The sequence below is a fragment of the Lactimicrobium sp. genome (assembly GCF_036453465.1).
Taxonomy (GTDB): Bacteria; Bacillota_I; Bacilli_A; order Erysipelotrichales; family Erysipelotrichaceae; genus Bulleidia.
This window is the reverse complement of sequence record NZ_JAZHUW010000004.1, coordinates 68,398-88,498: the sequence shown is the minus strand read 5'-3', so window position 1 is coordinate 88,498 and position 20,101 is coordinate 68,398. Positions and strand designations below refer to the sequence as shown.

The window sequence follows — 20,101 nt, the reverse complement described above, 5'->3', positions numbered from 1 at the left end:
AGCGTATGAAACAGATTCGAATCGTAAAAACCGGCATCAATGGCGAAGGCATCGGCTATGAACATCATAAGCCCGTCTTTGTCAAAGGTGCTTTGATTGATGAAACCGTACAGTATGAGGCTGACCATGAAGATGCACGCTATACGATCGGCCATTGTGTACGGGTATTAGAAAAGAGTCCACATCGGATTGAGCCTGCCTGTTCTGTGGCTTCAAAGTGCGGCGGCTGTGCCCTGTTGACAATGGATTATCAAGAGCAGTGCATCCAGAAGAAGGCACTGTTAACAGAGGCTCTCTGGAAGTATGCCGGCATCAAAGACACAGCTGTGCGGGATATGCATGGCAGTGAAAAGATTATTGGCTATCGCAATCAGGCAAGGATGCCGCTGGCCATGGTACAGGGAAAGCTGATGGCTGGCTTTTATCAGACAGGTTCCAATCATTTTGTGCCGGTTGATCACTGCGTGATACAGGACCCCATTCTGGAAGAAGTGCGCAGCCAGGTGTTGGTCATTTTGAACAAGTATCATCAGAAAGCCTATGATCCCTCTTCCCGCACAGGATTACGTTATCTGATCCTGCGCACTCTGCAGGAAAAAACACAGATTTCCATTATCACAGGTCAGAACAAACTGCCGGCAGAGATGGTAAAAGAGATTCTTGCTGTGCCGCATGTGAGTTCTTTGTACCAGTCTGTTAACACAGCCAGAACCGGCGTTGATTTCTTTGGCACTTCACCTGTGCTGCTGGGTGGTGATAAAAATCTTAAAGCAGAGATGAACGGCCTGCAGCTGCAGCTGTCACCTCGCTCCTTCTTCCAGCTGAATACAGAACAGGCTGAAAAGATGTATGCCATGGCTGTCAGTAAAGTGGATCCTTGCAAAACGCTTGTGGAAGCGTACTGTGGGGTTGGGGCGATGAGTCTTCTTGCCAGTACTAAAGCAGAGAAAGTGATTGGCATTGAAAGCATAGAGGAAGCGATCATCAATGCCGGAGCCAATGCGGCTGCCAATCACATAGATAACTGTGAGTTTATCTGCGGGGATGCCGCGGAGACACTGCATCAGATCCTGCAGGAAACAAGTGTGGACACGCTGCTGGCGGATCCGCCAAGAGCCGGCATGGACGATGCCATGATCCGTACCATTCTTTCTTCCTCCATCCGCAAGATTGTCTATGTTTCCTGCAATCCTGCCACGCTGGCCAAGAATCTGAAAGAACTGAAGAAAGAATACCAGATTCTCACGATCATTCCGTTTGATATGTTTCCCAATACACCGCATGTGGAAAGCATTACTGTCTTAATGAGAAACGGTGTTTCCACTGGCAGAAGAAACCATAGGAAAAGAGGCAGACATCATGCACTATCAGAAAATTAAAAACGGCTTTGAGATTGAAGCCGGACCAAAGTATTCCCATCAGAAAGTCCGGAAATTTCTGGATGATCTTTCTTTGAGCAGACCGATGCGCTATGCCCTGATTCAGCAGCGCCATATGCTGGTCAATGGAAAAGAAGTCAAAAGTGAAGAAGAGTTTCTGAACGGGGATGACAGGATCACGTTGATAATTCCAGATGAGCCAATTGACTGGCCTTGTGCGGAACATCCCTGTCAGGTTGTCTATGAGAATGACTTTGTGTATGTGGTGCATAAAGATGCCGGTACGATTATTTATGACGATGTAAAAAGTGCAGACTGTCTGAATGGACAGGCAGCAGCCTGGCTGAAGGAAAAAGGAATTGAAACACCAATACGGCCTTTGCACCGGCTGGATAAAGACACTTCCGGCCTTGTTTTATACAGCAAAGTTCCGCTGTTTCAGGGTGGCCTGGATGCACAGATGGCAAATCACCGTATTTCCCGTCAGTATCTTGCCATCTGCACTGGCAAACAGATTCCGGTTGGCACATCGTTTGTCATCGATGACAGAATCGGCCGTGACCGCCATCACAGCGGTCAGTTTATTGTCTCCCCTTCTGGACGAGATGCCCGTACTAAAGTGACATGTCTTGCTAAAAAAGGAAGTTATCTGCTGTTTGGATGCCAGCTGGAAACAGGCCGCACCCACCAGATCCGGGTGCACTTGTCTAACCATGGATGGCCGCTGGTGAATGATCCTTTGTATGGCCATCGCTCTTCTGATTTTGAAGGCATGGGGCTCTGGGCCTGCAGTATCACGTTTCATGATCCCATTACCAATAAACGTCATAAGATTCATGATCTTGACAATCCTGCCTTTCATTTCTTTCCAATGGATGACATACAGTATTAATTGTTCATGACATTGCAGAGATAAATTCTTATACTTTGGAAAACAATAAGGAGGAAATATTATGTTTCTGCTGATGGGGCCGATTACCAACATCCTGCTGCTGTATGTTCTGGCAGCGGTGCTGCCGGCCATCTTTCTGATGATGTATGTATACAACCAGTCAAGGATGCACAGACAGCCTACCGGACTGTTGATGAAGCTTGTCTGGGATGGTGTGCTGGCAGCCCTGGCTGCGACGGTTCTGGAACTGATCGGTGAAACCGTGCTGAACAGTTCATCCCTGGCCAATTCACCAAACTATCTTGCTTTTCTTGCCTTCCTGGTGGTTGGTGTTGTGGAGGAAGGAACCAAGTTCTTCTTCATGCGCAAAGATACCTGGCATAATCCCTACTTTGAAACAAGGTTTGATGGCATTGTCTACTGTGTGTTTGCCTCCCTTGGCTTTGCCGCATTTGAGAATATCAAGTATGTGTTCTCGTATGGACTTGGGGTAGCACCAAGCCGTGCCCTGCTTGCCATTCCCGGCCATATGTCCTTTGCGGTATTGATGGGCTACTTCTATGGGCGCGCAAAGCTGCGTGAGGACTGCGGCCATCATGGCGAAGCCATTGCCATGCAGGTGATTGGTTACCTTTCAGCTGTATGTCTGCATGGTGCCTATGACTTCTGTGCTATGCTTGGCACCGATACTTCCACGATTGTCTTCTTCATCATCATTATCGTGATCTATCTGATTGTCTTCCGGCTTGTCAAACACGAAGCTGCCAACGATCGGATTGTATAAGGGAATGCGCTGCATTCTCTTTTTTTGGGTGCAAAAAAACTGCCGGCGATGAAGATCGTCAGCAGTTTTCCTTTGGTCAATCAGAAAGCCCAGAAATACATCAGCAGAATATGTGCTGCAAGCATGATCAGAGCAACCGGAATCTGTGCCTTGATGATGGCATACTTGTTCTTGGTTTCCAATAATGCCGCCGGCATGATGTTGAAGTTGGCAGCCATCGGTGTCATCAGAGTGCCGCAATAGCCAGCTGTTAATCCCAGGGCACCAACCACAGCCGGGTTAGCACCTTCGTTGATCAGGAATGGAATACCAATACCAACCGTGATGACAGAGAATGCCGCAAAGCCATTGCCCATGATCATGGTGAATAATGCCATGCCTACGCAATAGACAATGCAGGCAATCAGATGAGCGTGAGCCGGAATGATGGCAGCGACGCCGCTGGCAATGACATCACCAACGCCGGCTGCGGTAAACAATGCACCCAGTGCAGACAGCAGCTGTGGTAAGAAAGCCACTGCCCCCATGTTATCAAGCAGTCTGTTTCCTTCGGTGATGATTGACTTGGCTGGTGCTTTGGTGATGGCAAGTACCGCAATCACGCCGCACACTGCAGAAACACCGATGGAGTTATTGGCAGAAACAATGCCAAGGAAGGACAGCACTACAGATACCAGCGCCAGGATCAAAGCCGGAATGAATACCTTGTATCCGACTTTATCGGCATTGGCACGTGTTTCTTCACGGGTAGGAACATCGTTGTGTGTTTCCACAACGCCGCCGGTAGCGGTGATCACAGCTGTAGCAACAAGCAGGAAACCGATCAGAGCCGGTGGCACATATGGTCCGACAATGAAGCAGACACCCATGATGCACCAGAAGATACCGGTTGTTGTGTGCTTCTTGACGGAGGTATCACGGAATGCCTTGACACCGTTGCTGATGAAGATCAGACCGATGATGATATAGAACAGTTCCTGCAGAACAGGATTGTACTTGTTGGCAATCTCAGTAGGAACCAGTGTAATTGCCTGTTGAATCATTTTCCTGCCTCCTTTGCATACTTCTTATCGAGTGCTTTGTCATACCACAGATAATACAGGGCACACACGACCATACAGATGATGGCAATCGGCCAGGAATTGACAGCAATCTGCAGAGCATCGACATTGAGGCCCTGGGTTGTCAGTGTATTGACGATTAACAGTGTTCCGGATGCACCCATGAAGCAGTTCTGTCCGAAGAAGTTGCCGAAGTTTTCGGTGCCGGCCGCAATACCTTTGAGGCGGTCCTCTTCTGCGTCATCTTCCAGCACCTGATCACCATAGCGGTTGGCAATTGCGCCTTCAGACATCGGCAGGATAATCGGACGGATGAACTGTACATGGCCGCCCAGGCGCAGTGAGAATGCTGCAGACAACGTACGGATGACGGTCCAGACAGCCAGAAGTCTGCCGACGGTCATGGACTTCATCTTCTTGATGAAATCCTTGGCTTTATCACGCAGGCCATACCGCTCACAGATACCAATGACGCCAACGGTTAAAGCAAACAGTGTTGCTGTACGGTTGGTGATGAAGGAACTTCCGAATGTCTCAAAAATTCCCATGAAGGTCATGGAACCTTCTGCCACGGCGACAAGACCTGTCGCAATGCCAGCGGCCACAACCGTTGCAATTGTGTCCCACCGCAGCGCAAAGCCGATAATGACGATGAGAACACCGATCAGTTTTAAAAGACCCATTACTTTTACCCCTTTCCAATCATTTTCATAAAATAAAAAGAATTATGAAAATGAAAGCACTGATAACAATAATATAGCATCTTGTTTCAGGCTTTCAAAGAATTGTAAAGTCTGGTTTGCGCTATAATTTCACATGGAGGTGTGATTTATGAAAATTCTTGTAACTGGATTTGATCCATTTGGCGGTGAGCCGGTCAACCCTGCGATTGAATCTGTAAAGAGGCTGCCGGATGAGATCGCCGGTGCTCAGATTATCAAGCTGGAAATTCCTACTGTTGTTTACAAATCACTGGAAAAAATTGATGCTAAGATTGCGGAGTGTGATCCGGATGTCATTCTGTCTGTCGGCCAGGCTGGCGGCAGACCGGATATTACGGTAGAACGTGTCGGCATCAACTGTGATGACTGCCGGATTCCGGATAATGAGGGCAATCAGCCGATTGATGAAAAGATCTATGCGGATGGACCGGATGCTTACTTCTCTGCCCTGCCGATCAAGGCAATGGTAAAAGCTGTCAATGGAGCTGGTATTCCGGCATCCGTTTCCGATACAGCCGGCACTTTCATCTGCAACCATGTGCTGTATGGTGTCCGCTACATCTGTGAGCACAAGTATCCTGGCAAACGTTCCGGTTTTGTTCATATCCCGTATATGACAAGCCAGGCAGTTGGCAAGCGCGGTGTTCCTTCCATGAGCCTGGATGATATCGTCAAGGGATTGACTGCTGCCATTGAAGCCATTGTCAAAAACGAGACAGATATCAAGAAAACCGGTGGCAAGATCTGCTGAAAAAAGATCCCTGACGGGATCTGAACTAATGCATTTTCTTTGCTTTGGAAGCAGCCTTGCGCTGCTTTTTTTGTGTTTCTTTCTTCTGCAGGTAGTCACGCTGCTCTTTGGCAGCTGCTGCAAGGCCGCCGCCTCTGACCAGATGAACAGCAGAGACAAGACCGGCAATTGCCATCACCATTTCAAGAATGCTGAATGCAACGCCAACCCATGCCCGTACCGCAATGGTGTAGTACAGCTGGGCTAGTGCAATCAGCAGATCGATATAGCTTGATGTTGTTAACATCCTGTCTTCATTGATCGGCAGAAAGACAAGAACAAGTGACAAAGCCAGAACAATTCCAGCTGTGCCTCTGTTATTGAAAAGCATTGTCAGTACACATGCCGCAATGCCATAGCACAAAGAAACCCATTTGTTATGCTCGATCTGTTTCTGCACAAGAGCACTGGCCAGCATCAGCAGGAAATAGACGGTTCCGGCAAAGGCACTCAGATAAAAGAACATCAGGGCAAACAGTGCCTCTGCCAGTAAACGTGACTGATAAGCTCTTTTCTCTTCGGAAAGAAAAGGAGCGGCGATATACAGCAGGATGCCGATCACCCCGAACACACCGCCCATAAATGCATTTGACATCGTCATTTCATCATCCTCTGCATGTCGTCAATCATATCATCAATCAGCCTTTCCTGATAGCCTGCCCTCTTCTTTGCCAGAATGCACTGGCATGCCTGCTGCAGCGATGCACTTTGTACACCATCGAGTTCATGCAGGCGCTGCTGTGAAATTTCAACCTCAGACATTGATTTATGATAATCTGATGCGTCCATGTGCCAGGCATGGATGAGATCAGGATGGCGCTGCAGCAGGCGTTCTGTCATCAGCACGCCTTCCGGGTCAAGATCCGAACTGTAGAACATACTCACGTTTTCTTCAGCAAGCATATCGATCACCAGCAGTGAAGCTGTTTTCATCTGCCCGGATGTGCAGATCATGGATGCCTGTGGAAGCCTTGATGCAATCTCGCTGAATACCATCTGGTTTTCCAGAATGAAAACAGGCTGCTGCACTGGTATCACCGTTGTAATGCTGTGCAGCTGTGACAGCGAGACCAGATAGTATTCGTTCTGCTGCAGAAAGCCTTCATAGGCCGGATGATATCCATCCTTTGTCACAAAATGGAAGCCCTGCATCGTTGTAAAGCTGGAAATCGCATCAGGACGAATGTGCATGCGGATATACAGGTCCAGCTTCATCTCAGCGCTTAACTTCTCTGTTTTATCATGCAGGCAGTACTGCAGAAGGCGCAGAAAGATGCGCCCGGTCTCTCTTTCCGCATCAAGACCATGGGGATCACCAAGTGCCTCCATTGCCAGTACGGAAAGGCGGATATCATCCTTCTGCCGCTGCAGGATCGATAATGCTTTTGCACAAGGCACATACGTTTGTGGATTTCTGGCCATGCGGAAAGCCGCCATTGGCATTGCTTTGAGCCAATGATATGCATCCTGGCAGAAAGAAACATCTGCCAGCGTTTTCTCATAGACTGACTGCTGCTGTTCCTTCTGTTTCTGTCTTTTTGTACGGTTGGTTATCAGATCTTCCTGATAATATTCACAGAGCAGATCATACAAAGAAAGAGATGCATATTTTGTATTTTTAAGTGCTTTTTCGAAGTCAGAAAGAGAAAAACGGATTTCTTTGGACGACGAGAAGGTTTTGCCAAAAAAGCGGCCAAGATCATAGCTTTCCTCTTCGGTTGGATTCTTGAGGATCACCATGCCGCTGCTTCTGCCATAGGACTGCCATTTATCCTTCATTTGTTTCATGGCACGGTCAAAGCCATGACGGTTGCGGAAATAGTTTACGGCTTCACTGTTCATCCAGCACCTTCGTTCTGCCATTCCAGTGGTAGAAAATCACGGTAATATAATCTGCATTCTCCGGCCGCAGCAGCTCAGCAATACGCAGTGCATTAACAGTTTCATAGCAGCCCCATAGATACTGAGAGTTCATGATATAGTCAAAATCAAGTTCCGAGACAAGGTGGAACATACTGGCAATGTTCTTGTCATCTACACCGGCAAATGCTTCATCCAAAGCAATCAGGCGCGGATGGTCAGCACGTGAAGATTTCTGGTACTGAGCATTGACAGCTGCAAACAATGGGATATACATTGCCATTGCCTTTTCACCACCGGAAAATGTATTGAAAGCATGATCCGTCAGCTCTTTTGGCGTTTCATTGACACGTGTATACATCATGCGGAATTCAAACCACTGGCGGTAGTCAAGGGCATCCCGGACCATCTCCTGATAGTTGACAGGAATACCGGCATCTGCTGCTTCCTGCTTTCTTTCCTGAATTTCATGGCGGAAATGATCTGCCACTTTCTGAATATCTTCCTGTGTTAACAATTCATGATCCCTGCTCAGGATAGATTCCAGCTGATCCGCTGACAGTTCTCCTTCTTCCAGGCTTGTTTTGGGAAGCCAGCGCAGAGAAAAGGAAAGGCCCATGGAAGAATCCATATTTTTCATCAGCTTTGACATGTCGTGGATCCAGGTGCGGCTTTCAGCAATCTTCATGGTCAGCTTGCGGCTGAGCGTATCAGAAAGGATGTTTTCAAACAGCTCTCTGTCTTTCTGACGGATGAGTTCTTCCGTTTCAGATATATTCTGCTTGATTTCCTGAGCGAAGGCAGTGATGTCCATTTTGGCAGCACCCAGTACAGCCGTAATGACAGTGCGGCTGCGGATCAGGTCCGGCCGCTGTGTTGGCCCAAAATATTCTGATGATTCAATACCAGTGGAGGAAAGACTGGCAACATGACGGCTGAATGAACTGGACAGCCGGGTATTGATTTCAGATGGTTCACGATCCAGCTCTTTCTGATCAATGGATCTGACGATCTTCCCTGCCTGTGCCAGGATGGATTCATCGTCCTTTTCTGATTCATCTTCCAGAAGATTCAGACGCATATCTTCCAGATAATATTTCCTGGCAAAGTCAAACTTTTCACTGGCATCCTGCAGCTGTCTGTCTGCTTCAGCCAGCTCCTGCTTTTCAGTTTTCAGCCGTTCTTCAAGGCGGACAAGATCTTTTCCAGTCTTATCGGCTTCTTCCCTGTTTTCACCCTGATGCTGATACAATGCATCAATTTCACGGGCAGCCTTCTGATGATCCGGATCCTGCAGGATCTGATCCTGTGTCTGAATTCTGTCCAGAAGTCTTCTGACTTCAGCCTGATCCTTCTGCTGGCGGGTCAGTTCCCCGTCAAGCATTTCCTGCTTACTCTCACTACTTGCCTGCAGAAAGCCTTTTTTCTCTTCTGCTTTTCCATGATCCATGGCAAGAGCATACAGTCTGGAGGCAGCCTGACTGTAATTGCGACAGGCGTCCACAGCATTCTGATAGCCTCTGGCTGTATGGGCATATGGGTAGGGCCTCATCATCGTATTGGCTTCCCGTTCAAGACGCTTATATGTATCCTGCTTCTGGCGGCGGACATCATCTGCCTGATCCATGCGGATGCGGGCCAGAGATGCCTCTTTTTCTGCTTCTTTTCTGGAACGGACAGCATCATTGAGATCTTCTATATCAGGAGAATGATCCTTTTCCTGCTGCAGGATCTGCTGTCTTTGATGGAGCTGATCAAGCTGGTTCAGGATGCCATTGTACTTCTGCATTTCTGTATCGATTTCTGCCTGTTTTGCTTCAATTGCCAGCTGATGCGCATGCCGGCGTCTAGCTGCACCGATGTAAACAGCTTCATCTGTGTCATCTGTCTGCACTTTTCCTTCCAGCATGCCATTGCGGAAATAGCCATCCTTGCCAACAATAAACTGCCCGTTTGTTTCTGAGATACAGGACAATACACGCTGTGTTTCCTGAAGCAGTGATGATGTCATCCCGGTATTCTCTGCATGAAACAAAGTGCAGATTTCACCAGGATTTTCTGCTTTGATGAAGGTATCTTCATCAACAAGGCGTCCAGCCTGATCATATTGATCTTCAGGTACAATCAAAGCATCAAGAAGTCCGGCTGCCTGCAGCTGCTTTTCCAGCAAGGCCTGCCGACGTGTGTCATCCGTTGCAAAATCAATTGCCTCATACAAAGGCATGCATTCTATTCCAGCACTCTGCAGCTTCTTTCTGGAGTTGACAACCCTGTCATTGCGGGGCGGAACTGCCTCTTTTTCCTGCTGCAGTGCCTCCAGCTCATCCTGCCGTTTTTTCAGGCTCTCTTTCTGCATTTTCAGCTCTGCCTGCAGACTGGCTTCCTGTTTATTCAGAACACTGTCCAGTGCCGATTTGATCTGGTCAGTCAGCTGATAATATTTGCGAATGTCTGTTTCATCATACTGGCGGATCAAAGACTGCAGCTGCTGCAGATCATGCTCGTTAATGACATATTCCTGATTGCTGGCAGCCGCCAGATGCCATGCCTCAATCAGCTGATCACGGGCAAGATCGCAGTCATTTTCAGCCTTGCTAACTGCCTCATTCAGCTTCTGATAGGTCAGCTTCAATTCATTCCATTTCTTTTCTGCTTCATCCGCCTGCACAAAGGCCTGATCTTTTTCTTTCAGCTTGGATAGAATCTGTTCCAGCTGCTTTTGCAGTTCATTGATTTCTCTTTGTACCTGCTCATACAGCACACTGATCTTTTGACTCGTTTCAAACTGTTGAAACGCATCAGCATGCGAAAAGCTCACATCTTTGTTGATCTCTTCCATCTGCTGCAGCTGCTTTGCCAGCTGTGCCTGCAGACCGTCAATTTCTGTCCGGCAGTCTCGAATGTCATTATCCAGCTGGTGTAACTCACCCTGCAGGGAATCAATCTTTTCATGACGTGCATTGATTTCATTTTGAAGAGATTTGACCTGCTGGCTGTCCTGCTCACGCTGCTGTCTGGCTCTTTGAATCTCGCCAGCGGTTTCACTGTAAGCTGCCAGACGGTCATTGATGATCTTCATCTCTTCATCCAGTATTGCAAGCCGTTTATGCTTTTCATCCTGCTGCGCTGCATTTTCTTTGATCGTATTCTCATGCTGTGCAATGGTGTTCTGCCACTGCTGCAGGCTGCTTTGGGCAGTCAGATAATTCTGTGCCTTTCTGGCAGCGATATAGCGGTTATAGCGGCTATATTCATCCAGAACGTAACGCAGCTGGGAAGATGTATTGCGCAGATCGTCAAGCCTTGCGGCAATGTTATCCATATTCTCCATAGCTGTAACCATCGGAGAAAGATCATTGTCACTCAATGTCTGCAGAGAGTCGTTGAGGATATCATATACTCTGGAAGGCTTGAATTCCTTTGACAGTTTGGAGCCGCGGATCTTGATCAGCAGTGATGTAAGCTGGTCATATTGATCAATACGTTCAAAGCCAAATAGATATTTATTGACTGCTTCTTTGTACTCTTTCTGTGATTCGCAGAAAAAGCTACTGGCACCGATCATCTCTTTGCATTCTCGTTTGGAAAGCGGAACATAGGTACCACTGCCGAGGTTCTTGCATAATTCACATCCCTGCTGACCAATCCGTCTGCCATCCATGAGGACGAAGCCCCAGAAATACAGGCCCTGATGGCCGCGGACAGCGCGCTGGCCGATTCCGATGGTACGGTATTCTTTCGTTTCTGGTTTGACAAATTCCAGATACAGATAGCCGGTAGATTCGTCTTTATCATGAACGCCGAGGAAATAGTATTCCATACGGCGGTCATTGGAGCCAAAGGGATCCAGGCGGCTGGGGGTGCGGTCGCCATCAAGAATAAAGGGAATAAAGCTCTGGGTCGTAATCGATTTTCCTGAGCCATTCTGTCCGCGCAGCAGAATATGGCCATGATCCAGATTGAAAACCTGGTTGTCATACAGCCAGAAATTGACAAAGCCAAGCCGGTTCATCTGCCAGCGGTTTCCATTGTTTTCTTCCATAGCTTTCAGAACAGGGATGTCTGCCTGCTCTTTTCCTCCTTTTTCCCGCGTGTATTCTTCACTTCTTTATCTGCCTGCTCAGGATGGAAATTTGACGGGTACCGCCCGCTGAACTTCCATACCGCAGGCAGCAGCTTGATCCTGTCATCTTGCTTTTCTGCCATCATCCAGTCCATCATTCCCTGCAGAATATCATCTGCAAGCTTGTCATCCGGCATTTCGCGATAGGCTTTGCTCCAGGCAGCCCGGTACTTGTCTGCACAGGCAGAAACAGCGGACACAAAGGCTTTTTCTGAAATGAGTGAAGTACCATTTGTTTCAATCTGCACATGCTCTCTGAGGTACTGGCAGACCAGCAGAATAATATCGCTGCGCATGGAGCCATCCGGGAATTGAACACCATAATTTGTTTCCTGATTGTCATTGACCAGAAAGGCTGCACCACGGTGAAGATCAAGGCGTGAGCCGGCATTGTCATACAGATTTTTGGCAACATTGCGGCGGTAATTCTTGAGATAGAATGCATCCTGATCATCATTGCTCTGCCAATAGAATGCCGGGCTTAACAGCAGGTTGCGGTAAATGCGGTTGACACGCTCACTGCCGCGGTTGGCATCTGATCCCGCCTGTACATGATTTTCATAATCCTGGGGTGTCCTGAAAGATGATGTGTCGAATGGATAATAGACAGCAAAATAACGGGATATACCGGTATTTTCATACAGCATCTCAGCTCTTTGGGAATCATTCAGGGCATCCAGTGATCCCTCATGCAGGATGACAAGACCTGCATTTTCAGCAAACTGCATGACACGGATCAGACTGCGGCGGGTAGAAAAGCTTGTCCAGTCAATTTCAATCCATGGCTTCAGATGCACTTCGATATGATCTGTCAGTTCAGATAGCAGAAACGGCTGTCTGTCCTGCAGGTCTTCCAGAAAGATCAGCAATGCACACAGTATCATATAGTCCAGCTTGCTGGTAAATGACTGGATCCCCATAAAGCTATGCGCATGAGCAGGCACCTTCTCCAGACGAATCAGATGTTCGTTGCAGACAAGCCGCCATCCCGGCAGATCCGCTGCAAACCGGCGGATTTTATCAACATCCCGGCGGACTTTGTAATAGAGATCTCTGTCCTGTTCTTTGATCACCCAGAATTTTTCCAAAAGTATCTGCAAACTGTTCATCCTTCATCCTCAAACTCAATTACATAACACGGCATGGTAAGATCGCCATCACTACAGTGCAGCACGCACTCGCCCTCTTCTCTATCAAGAACATAGCGGCTGCCATATTCTGTGCGTCCTACTTTAGAAGAAGTCATGTTGGCCTGGGCAATCCAGCTTAACAGCATCATTCTCAACTGTGGTGAGATCACATCCTGAATCTTGGCAAACGACAGTCTGCCCTGATGGATGTACTTACTGACTTCCAGACGTTTCTTTTCCATCTCATCCAGATAGGCCTGTCTTCTGGCCGCTTTCTGCAGTTCGCTTGTGCTGTAGGCGGCCCTTTCCATGCGTGGCTTATACGTACGCGAATGGGAAGACAGTGTATACACAAATGGCTCTTCATCCTGGGTAGCACTGGACAGACTGTCCGTGCTGCGCTCCTGTTCCACACTGAAATGGCGCACCTGCATGGCGCCAAAGAGTACCGCTGACAGCTGGTGTGCCTGGCGGATATCCTGGCAGTCATAAAACATGCCGATCCATCTGGCATATTCATCACGGCGGTTGATGCCCCAGTTCTGCAGCTGCACAATCAAAGCCGCATTCTGGATGATCTTCTGAATGATGTCATTAGTGATATCCAGGATATGCATCGCTTCTGCCTGACGGCCGTCTTTGTTCAAAAACCAGTGTTCCAGACTGTCCCATTTCTGATAGATATCTGTACGCAGATCCTGTTCCAGATGATCATTTATTTCTTCCATGGGCCGCGGAATATCCAGCTCACTCTGTACGGTCAGTTCCAGTACCTGATGGCAGACTGTTTCATCAATATTCTGCAGCAGTCTTGCTATCGCTGAGGCATGGCTCTGCAGTTCCACAACGAATTCCCGCAGATAGGAAATCAGCCTATCCTTATGCACAAGGAAAGCAACGCTTTTCAGGATCTTCTCACTCTTGGCAGAATAGAACTCGTGCAGGTAATCATTTGAGTTATTGCTCATCGCTTCAAAGTCGATCAGTAAATCATTCCACCATGCATTGACCTCTTTCAAAGGTGCTGAAACCATCGTATTCATCCTGCTCAATGACTCTTCAATGCGCTTGAAGAAGTTCGTACTTAATGATGCAGAATTCAATGACAGTGTCTCCAGCCGCACGGTCATCCGCTCTACTTCTATGCCAGCTTTACTGATGGAATACGTAAACTGCTTATTTCTGTATTCAGCAATTGTATAAACATTTCTTGGCTCCTGTACTGCATCCAGGCTTTTCCATTCCGTAAGCTGATTAAGATCAAGCTTGAGCTGATCTATGCTGAGATCCTGATATACCGGGAATTCCTCTTTGAGCAATTTCATGACATCCTGCGTAGTAAGACGATTATCAACACGCTCATAAGCATGATAAAAAACACGCATGATCGCCCGGTAGCGTTCTGCGTTATCAGCAGTCAGGTAAGCTGTTTCACTGATACGGTGCAATTCTTCCATGCATTCTCCTGTTATTGTGCCTGATGTGAAGACAGATACTGCTTCAATACATCCAGATGTTCTTTGGTTTCATGATAGCCGCGCCAGTACAAGTCTCCAAGCTTATCCATATCACTTTCAAAACGGCGGATTGTAATCGGCTTCTCCGGAGCTAACACAAAGATTCTTCCGGCTTTTTCCAACTGATCCAGACCGTTCAGAGAGATATTGTATCTGGCATTCTGTTCATCCAGATCATAGACAGCCTGCGGCAGTTTACGGTACATCTTGTTGATGGCAAGAGGGCTGGCAATCTTTTTGCGGTATGCACGGTCACGGGTGCGGATGACAATAATTTTGTCATAGCCTTCGGCCAGTGCCCATTCATATGGGACCCGCACACTCAGGCCGCCATCCAGATATAGGGAGCCATCAATTTCTACTGGCTTAGAGATATATGGCACGGTTGCGGATGCCTGTACCGCCTTAAAGATATCGGTGCATTTTCCTTTTTCAAAATAGACGGCTTTGCCGGTTTCCAGATTTGTTGCCACTGCCACGAATCTTCTTTCCGGATTATTAAAGGCAGCCTGATCAAAGCCTTCACCCTGATGGAACAGGGTATCAAATGCATAGCTGAACCCGGTGATGCCATGGTCATTTTTCATTGCCCCAAGACCGCAGTAATTCTGGTCATTGCGGTATGTCAGATTCAACCTTGCGGAAAAGCCAATCTGTCCTGCTGTATAGGCAAGTCCAGACATCGCACCGGCGGAAACACCGATGGTGCAGTCCATATTGATGCCGTTTTCCATCAGGGCATCCAGTGCACCCTGGGTATACAAACCGCGCCAGGCACCGCCTTCCAGCACCATACAGCCATGTGTAAGGCCGCCGGCTGCCCTGCCCTTTGGCAGTTGATCCAGTCCACTGTAAACTTTCATTTCAAATCCTCCTTCAGATGATGCCAAGCTGTTCCAGCATCTTTGCCACACCATCATTTTCGCAAAGATCTGCTGTCAGATCAGCATGTTCTCTGACCCCATCCTTGGCATTTCCCAATGCCACGCCAATGCCTGCCTTCTCGATAAATGGAATATCGTTGCCGGCATCGCCAAATGCCAGTACATTGTCCCACGAAAGGCCTTCATCATCCAGTACCCGCTGAATGGCTGTTGCCTTGGTGACATTGCGTGAGAAAACATCATAGCCATCACGCTGCGACCAGGCAAAGATCAGATCCGGCAGAGAATGAGAGAAAGGCTCAATGACGGATTCATCACCGATGATGAATGTTCCCAATGGTGTACCCGCCTTCAGATGATGAGTTCTCTTGGCATCATCATTGATAACAAGCTTCCATTCCCGTGGATTGCGCACATAGCCTTTCATGAATTTCTCATAGTTGGCATACGTCACAATGGCATCTTCAAACTTGAAGCCAAGACCAATGTCATGGGCCACACATAGATTCGTAATGGCATTCATATCTTCCAGAGACATCGGATGTTTCTCAATGACTTTCCCTGATCTGTCCACAAGACAGGCTCCATTGATTGTGCCAATGATATCCATTGGCAGATCATCAAAGAAACTGGGTGGTATAAACGTATAGTGCCTGCCAGTGCAGATCATCAGCTGATAGCCATTGTCCATTGCTTTATGCAGGGCATTGACTGTATATCTGGACAAAGCATCATGACCAGCAGGTAAAAGCGTATTATCGATATCACATACGATCAGACGGATGTTGGCAACATTTTTTTCCATTGCTTTGTAATCTCCTCCATTCAATGGTATTATTTTAGCGTTACGTGCCCGTGGCGCAACTGGATAGCGTATTTGATTCCGAATCAAAAGGTTGTGGGTTCGAGCCCCATCGGGCGCACGATCACATTATACGAAAAAGCCGCTGTTAATGCGGCTTTTTCTGTTATTTACCGATCGTTTCGGTCAATCATCAAGTAAATTTTCAAAAGAAAAAGCACTCAGTGTGCTTCCTCTTCATCGATGAAATTCAGATCAATACGCTGTCCGTCATGGGCAATGACGGTATTGGCAAACACAGCTTTTACCTGGTCTTCATACTGATCAGGGTCTGCCATGCTTGGTGAATAGTGTGTCAGCCAGAGCTGTCTTACATTTGCTTTAGCGGCAATAGCAGCTGTTTCATACATCATACTGTGCTGGTTGAGTTTGGCTTTATCTGCCTTTTCCGGATCACCATACATACCTTCCCCAATGTAAAGATCTGCATCCTTGCAGTAGGTCTGCAGTGCTTCTACCGGTCTTGTATCGGTGCTGTAAACTACCTTCAGGCCGCGTCTAGGACCGCCGCAGACCATGTCCGGTGTATAGGTGATGCCGTCCATTTCAACGGTGTTTCCCTTCTGCAGCTGGTTCCATGCCCGCAGCGGGACATGATTGCTTTCGGCTTTGGCTTTGTCAAAGCGCGGACTGCGGGGCAGAACAAACTGATACGAATAACATGGCACAGAATGGCGCACGGCAAAAGCTGTGATCTGCAGGCCTGCTTCCTGGAATTGTTCCTGGCGTTCCCGGATCTCATGGTAATGAATGGGAAAAGGAACGTAGCGGGCAATCATGGATACCCCCTGCAATAGATCCGGCAGGCCTCTTGGTCCATAGATCGTAATAGGGTCCGTACGGTCTGCTTTTGCCATGGACAATAATAATCCAGGCAGGCCGGCGGTATGATCCGCATGGTAATGGGTCAGCAGGATTGTATTGATATGTTTAACCGAGAAGCCCATGCCATGCAGGGCAATCTGGGTGCCTTCCCCACAGTCGATCAGTACCATCTTGCCATCACAGCGTAATAAACAGGATGTCAGCCATCTCTGTGGCAGTGGAACAGTTCCGCCTGTTCCTAACAGACATACATCCAGCATTCTAGATTCCTTTCAGTATCTGTGACAGCTTTGGCATCAGCTGCTGCTTGCGTGAAATAATATTGGCATCAAAGCCGCTGTGCTCATCAAAGGTTGTCTGCAGCATATCACTGAGTACATAGCTCAGCGGTCCATAGTACACAAACAGAGAACCTTCACCCATTACATCTGTAAACAGCATGACCATCAGATCCAGGCCATTGGCAGCCTGTTCCTTCTGCAGATTTTCCTTGAAGGCAGGCAGAATCTTCTGGACTTCTTCCATGTGGGAGTAGTTGGTCTGACCGATGGCAAACTGGAAGCGGCCGATCTGGTATGTCTTAAGGTCACGGTTGAGAATTTCATGCGGCGTGGAATCCTTCAGGGCAACCGAAGCACCAAGCATTTCTCTTGCATAGCCAGGCACATCTTTGATGCCTGCAATCGGTGCCAGCCAGGATACCGTGAAGCGGTCCTGATCCGTTGTCGTGGCACTCTTGAAATGCAGGGTGTCAGAAAGAATCGCTGACAATAACAGTCCGGCCATGTCATGATCCGGCAGCATACCGTTTTCCTGATACATGGAGGCAATGATCGTACAGGTGCATCCGACTTTCTGGTTTCTGTAAAGAATCGGATGATCTGTGGTAATGCCGCCAATGTGATGATGATCAATGATGGCCAGCAGGTTGGCATTTTCAATGTGGTTGATTGTCTGGTTGACGGCAGAATGGTCTACCAGGACAAAATTACGGTGGTGATAATTGCGGGTATGGTAGCGGGAAATACCGCCGATGACCTTGCCGTTTTCATCTATGACCGGATAAGAGCGGACTCTGGAATTCATCATCTTGGCAGCCACATCTTCTACATACTCGGTATCACGGAACGTAATGATTTTGGTTGTCATTACCTGTTCCACACTGTAGCTTTCCGTGATGACTCTGGCTGTATTCATCGTATCGGCATCGGTTTCAATGATGGCCGTATGATGCTCTTGGGCAAGCTGCTTTACTTCATCGTTGATCTTCTGGCCGCAGGTGATGACCAGGCAGGCAGCCCCTGCTTCAATGACCATCTTCTGCTTGTCCTGGCCACTTGACAGTACACAGATGCTGTTGGCAAGAGAATACATGCTGGCTTCTCTGCCCTCCAGCGTGATGATATGCACTCTGCCATTGGAATGGAAATCCGGCATATCCAGCACGATTGAGCCGCCTACCGTATGAGCAATGTTTTTCAACGAGCATGTGCTCATCAGAGAATCCAGATCTGCCTCTGGATGGATGCGCACTCTGGAAAGGTCCGTCGTCGTGCAGATCCCGGCCAGGCCGCCCTGATCATCGGTAACATACAGGGAACGGTTCTGGGTCCGCAGCATCACGTGCCAGGCATGATGCACCGTTGCATCATGGGAAATCATGGTCGGCTCATCCAGATCAATGTCCTTGAGCATGGCTCTGGCATCTGTCAGCAGCAGCGGATTTTCCTGATGAAAATGGCGCAGAATAAACTTGGTTTCTTCGTTGAGAGGACCCTGGCGGCAGGCAATGGCTTTATGGCCAAGCCGGTTGAGCAGATTGCTGTAAGTCAAAGCTGCACAGATCGAATCAGAATCCGGATGTTTGTGGCCGATTACATAAATGTTGTCATTCATTGTGCATCCTCCTGCACGATGGAAAAGATATTCTTTTTACGGTCTGTTGGAACTGGTTTTTCTTCAGCTGGCACCCCAATGGCCAGGGCTCCGACTGCAAAATAGCCTTCTGGTACACCCAAGGCACCTGCCAGCTTGTCATAGGCAGGGCAGTTGAATACATCCGAGACAAAGTTAATATAGCAGGATCCAAGGCCGATGGCTTCGCATGTATACATGATGTTGGCCAGGGCAAAGACTGTATCTTTGACTGGTTCCAATGCCTTCTTATCAGCGAAGGCACATAGCAGCAGCGGCGCATTGTAACAGTTTCCTGCTGGTTCAGCAAGCTGTTCGATCTGATGGATAATCTCCTGGTTTTCAATGGCACAGAAAAACCATGGCTGTTCATTGCGGGCACTGGGTGCCAGTTCTGCGGCTTCCTGCAGAAGTGCCAGCTGATGGGAAGTGACCGGTGTTTTCTGAAAGCGTCGGATACTGCGGCGGTTTTTGATCAGATCCAGACAGATCTCAGTATGAGAGGATTTCATTGCCGGTTTCCGTAATCAGAATGGTGTGCTCCCACTGGGCGGAGTCACTGCCATCCTTTGTGTAAATTGTCCAGTCGTTATAAGGGTCAATGACAACAGCTGCCTTACCGGCATTGATCATCGGCTCGATGGTAATCACCATGCCAGGTACCAGTACCATGCCGGTATGAGCCTTGGCAATATGAGCAACAAACGGATCCTCATGGAAGCCGTTGCCGACACCATGGCCGCCCAGTTCTCTGACTACGCTGTATCCCTGATGATGGGCATACTTGGCAATGGCAGCACCGATATCACCAACCGTATTCCATGGCTTGGCTGCTTCCATGCCGATCTCCAGGCACTTCTTGGTTTCTGCCACCAGTCTTTCTCTGGCCGGAGATACCTTGCCGATCATGAACATACGGCTGGCATCGCCATAATAGGAGCGATAGATGGTCGTGCAGTCAACGTTGATGATGTCACCGTCATGAATTTTGCGGTGGCGGGCCGGAATGCCATGGCATACTTCATCGTTGATGGATGTGCAGACGTTCTTTGGGTAGCCTTCAAAGCCAAGGCAGGCACAGATGGCATTATTGTCCTTTGTCACCTTTGCCACAATATCATCGATCTCCTGGGTGCTCATGCCATCATGGATTTCCTTGGCGACGGCATCCAGCACCAATGTATTGATACGGCCTGCCTCACGGATGCCTTCAATCTGGGAAGGACGCTTGATCAGCTTTTCATCCGGTACTTCCATGTGCTGCTGGCGGCAATGCTCCATATGTTCCAGAATATGTTCCGGAATAGGTTCACTCTTAAAATAACTTTCTTTTAATTCTTCATCTGTCATTTTATTTC

General features: G+C 48.2%; 17 protein-coding genes and 1 tRNA gene. 5 read left to right on the top strand and 13 right to left on the bottom strand.

Features of this window, described 5'->3' with window-relative positions:
• From rlmD to SOI44_RS02105, 3 genes are all read left to right on the top strand, one after another.
• A partial coding sequence (gene rlmD, locus SOI44_RS02115) for a 23S rRNA (uracil(1939)-C(5))-methyltransferase RlmD (protein ID WP_331347601.1) occupies positions 1 to 1,379 on the top strand: 1,379 nt, incomplete at its 5' end.
• Positions 1,360 to 2,271 carry an RluA family pseudouridine synthase gene (locus SOI44_RS02110; protein WP_331347600.1) on the top strand — a complete coding sequence of 304 codons (912 nt, stop codon included), beginning with the start codon at positions 1,360 to 1,362 and terminating at the stop codon, positions 2,269 to 2,271. The genes rlmD and SOI44_RS02110, both read left to right, overlap by 20 nt.
• Before the next feature lie 61 nt (positions 2,272 to 2,332).
• The gene (locus tag SOI44_RS02105; RefSeq protein WP_331347599.1) at positions 2,333 to 3,055 is read left to right on the top strand and encodes a PrsW family intramembrane metalloprotease; all 723 of its coding nucleotides are present in this window, start codon (positions 2,333 to 2,335) and stop codon (positions 3,053 to 3,055) included.
• An 80-nt stretch (positions 3,056 to 3,135) separates the two neighbouring features.
• Here SOI44_RS02105 and SOI44_RS02100 read toward each other — a convergent pair whose 3' ends face one another.
• Both SOI44_RS02100 and SOI44_RS02095 read right to left on the bottom strand, forming a co-directional pair.
• Positions 3,136 to 4,098 (bottom strand): DUF979 domain-containing protein, encoded by a 963-nt coding sequence (locus SOI44_RS02100; protein WP_331347598.1) that lies wholly within the window; start codon positions 4,096 to 4,098, stop codon positions 3,136 to 3,138.
• Entirely contained in the window at positions 4,095 to 4,799 is a 705-nt protein-coding gene (locus tag SOI44_RS02095) for a DUF969 domain-containing protein (RefSeq protein WP_331347597.1), read from the bottom strand. The genes SOI44_RS02100 and SOI44_RS02095 overlap by 4 nt, the downstream gene beginning before the upstream one ends.
• A 148-nt stretch (positions 4,800 to 4,947) precedes the next feature.
• Between SOI44_RS02095 and pcp the strand changes: the two genes are divergently transcribed.
• Complete coding sequence (gene pcp, locus SOI44_RS02090; RefSeq protein WP_331347596.1) at positions 4,948 to 5,589, top strand: pyroglutamyl-peptidase I; 642 nt, start codon at positions 4,948 to 4,950, stop codon at positions 5,587 to 5,589.
• 25 nt (positions 5,590 to 5,614) lie between these two features.
• On the opposite strand, the gene SOI44_RS02085 is transcribed toward pcp, so the two are convergent.
• From SOI44_RS02085 to SOI44_RS02055, 7 genes are read right to left on the bottom strand one after another with little or no spacing between them, the layout of a single operon-like run.
• The gene (locus tag SOI44_RS02085; RefSeq protein ID WP_331347595.1) at positions 5,615 to 6,223 is read right to left on the bottom strand and encodes a hypothetical protein; all 609 of its coding nucleotides are present in this window, start codon (positions 6,221 to 6,223) and stop codon (positions 5,615 to 5,617) included.
• Positions 6,224 to 6,225: 2 nt separating this feature from the next.
• Positions 6,226 to 7,470: a TIGR02679 domain-containing protein gene (locus tag SOI44_RS02080; protein WP_331347594.1), complete on the bottom strand. Its 1,245-nt coding sequence runs from the start codon at positions 7,468 to 7,470 to the stop codon at positions 6,226 to 6,228.
• Positions 7,460 to 11,530, bottom strand: coding sequence for a TIGR02680 family protein (locus SOI44_RS02075; protein ID WP_331347593.1), 4,071 nt, complete (start codon positions 11,528 to 11,530; stop codon positions 7,460 to 7,462). The genes SOI44_RS02080 and SOI44_RS02075 overlap by 11 nt, the downstream gene beginning before the upstream one ends.
• 5 nt (positions 11,531 to 11,535) lie before the next feature.
• On the bottom strand, positions 11,536 to 12,720 hold the full coding sequence (locus tag SOI44_RS02070) for a TIGR02678 family protein (RefSeq protein WP_331347592.1): 1,185 nt from the start codon (positions 12,718 to 12,720) through the stop codon (positions 11,536 to 11,538).
• Entirely contained in the window at positions 12,717 to 14,198 is a 1,482-nt protein-coding gene (locus SOI44_RS02065) for a TIGR02677 family protein (RefSeq protein WP_331347591.1), read from the bottom strand. The genes SOI44_RS02070 and SOI44_RS02065 overlap by 4 nt, the downstream gene beginning before the upstream one ends.
• Positions 14,199 to 14,209: 11 nt before the next feature.
• Positions 14,210 to 15,121: a patatin-like phospholipase family protein gene (locus tag SOI44_RS02060; RefSeq protein ID WP_331347590.1), complete on the bottom strand. Its 912-nt coding sequence runs from the start codon at positions 15,119 to 15,121 to the stop codon at positions 14,210 to 14,212.
• A gap of 13 nt (positions 15,122 to 15,134) precedes the next feature.
• Positions 15,135 to 15,947 (bottom strand): HAD family hydrolase, encoded by an 813-nt coding sequence (locus SOI44_RS02055; protein WP_331347589.1) that lies wholly within the window; start codon positions 15,945 to 15,947, stop codon positions 15,135 to 15,137.
• A gap of 44 nt (positions 15,948 to 15,991) precedes the next feature.
• Between SOI44_RS02055 and SOI44_RS02050 the strand changes: the two genes are divergently transcribed.
• A tRNA-Arg gene (locus tag SOI44_RS02050) sits at positions 15,992 to 16,065 on the top strand.
• 100 nt (positions 16,066 to 16,165) lie between these two features.
• On the opposite strand, the gene SOI44_RS02045 is transcribed toward SOI44_RS02050, so the two are convergent.
• The 4 genes from SOI44_RS02045 to map are packed head-to-tail and all read right to left on the bottom strand — an operon-like array spanning position 16,166 to position 20,093.
• Complete coding sequence (locus SOI44_RS02045; protein WP_331347588.1) at positions 16,166 to 17,089, bottom strand: ribonuclease Z; 924 nt, start codon at positions 17,087 to 17,089, stop codon at positions 16,166 to 16,168.
• 1 nt (position 17,090) lies between these two features.
• Positions 17,091 to 18,725 carry a putative manganese-dependent inorganic diphosphatase gene (locus SOI44_RS02040; protein ID WP_331347587.1) on the bottom strand — a complete coding sequence of 545 codons (1,635 nt, stop codon included), beginning with the start codon at positions 18,723 to 18,725 and terminating at the stop codon, positions 17,091 to 17,093.
• The gene (locus SOI44_RS02035; RefSeq protein WP_331347586.1) at positions 18,722 to 19,255 is read right to left on the bottom strand and encodes a nitroreductase family protein; all 534 of its coding nucleotides are present in this window, start codon (positions 19,253 to 19,255) and stop codon (positions 18,722 to 18,724) included. Before SOI44_RS02035 ends, SOI44_RS02040 begins: the two co-directional genes overlap by 4 nt.
• Entirely contained in the window at positions 19,236 to 20,093 is an 858-nt protein-coding gene (map, locus tag SOI44_RS02030) for a type I methionyl aminopeptidase (protein ID WP_331347585.1), read from the bottom strand. Before map ends, SOI44_RS02035 begins: the two co-directional genes overlap by 20 nt.
• Between the last annotated feature and the right edge of the window lie 8 nt (positions 20,094 to 20,101).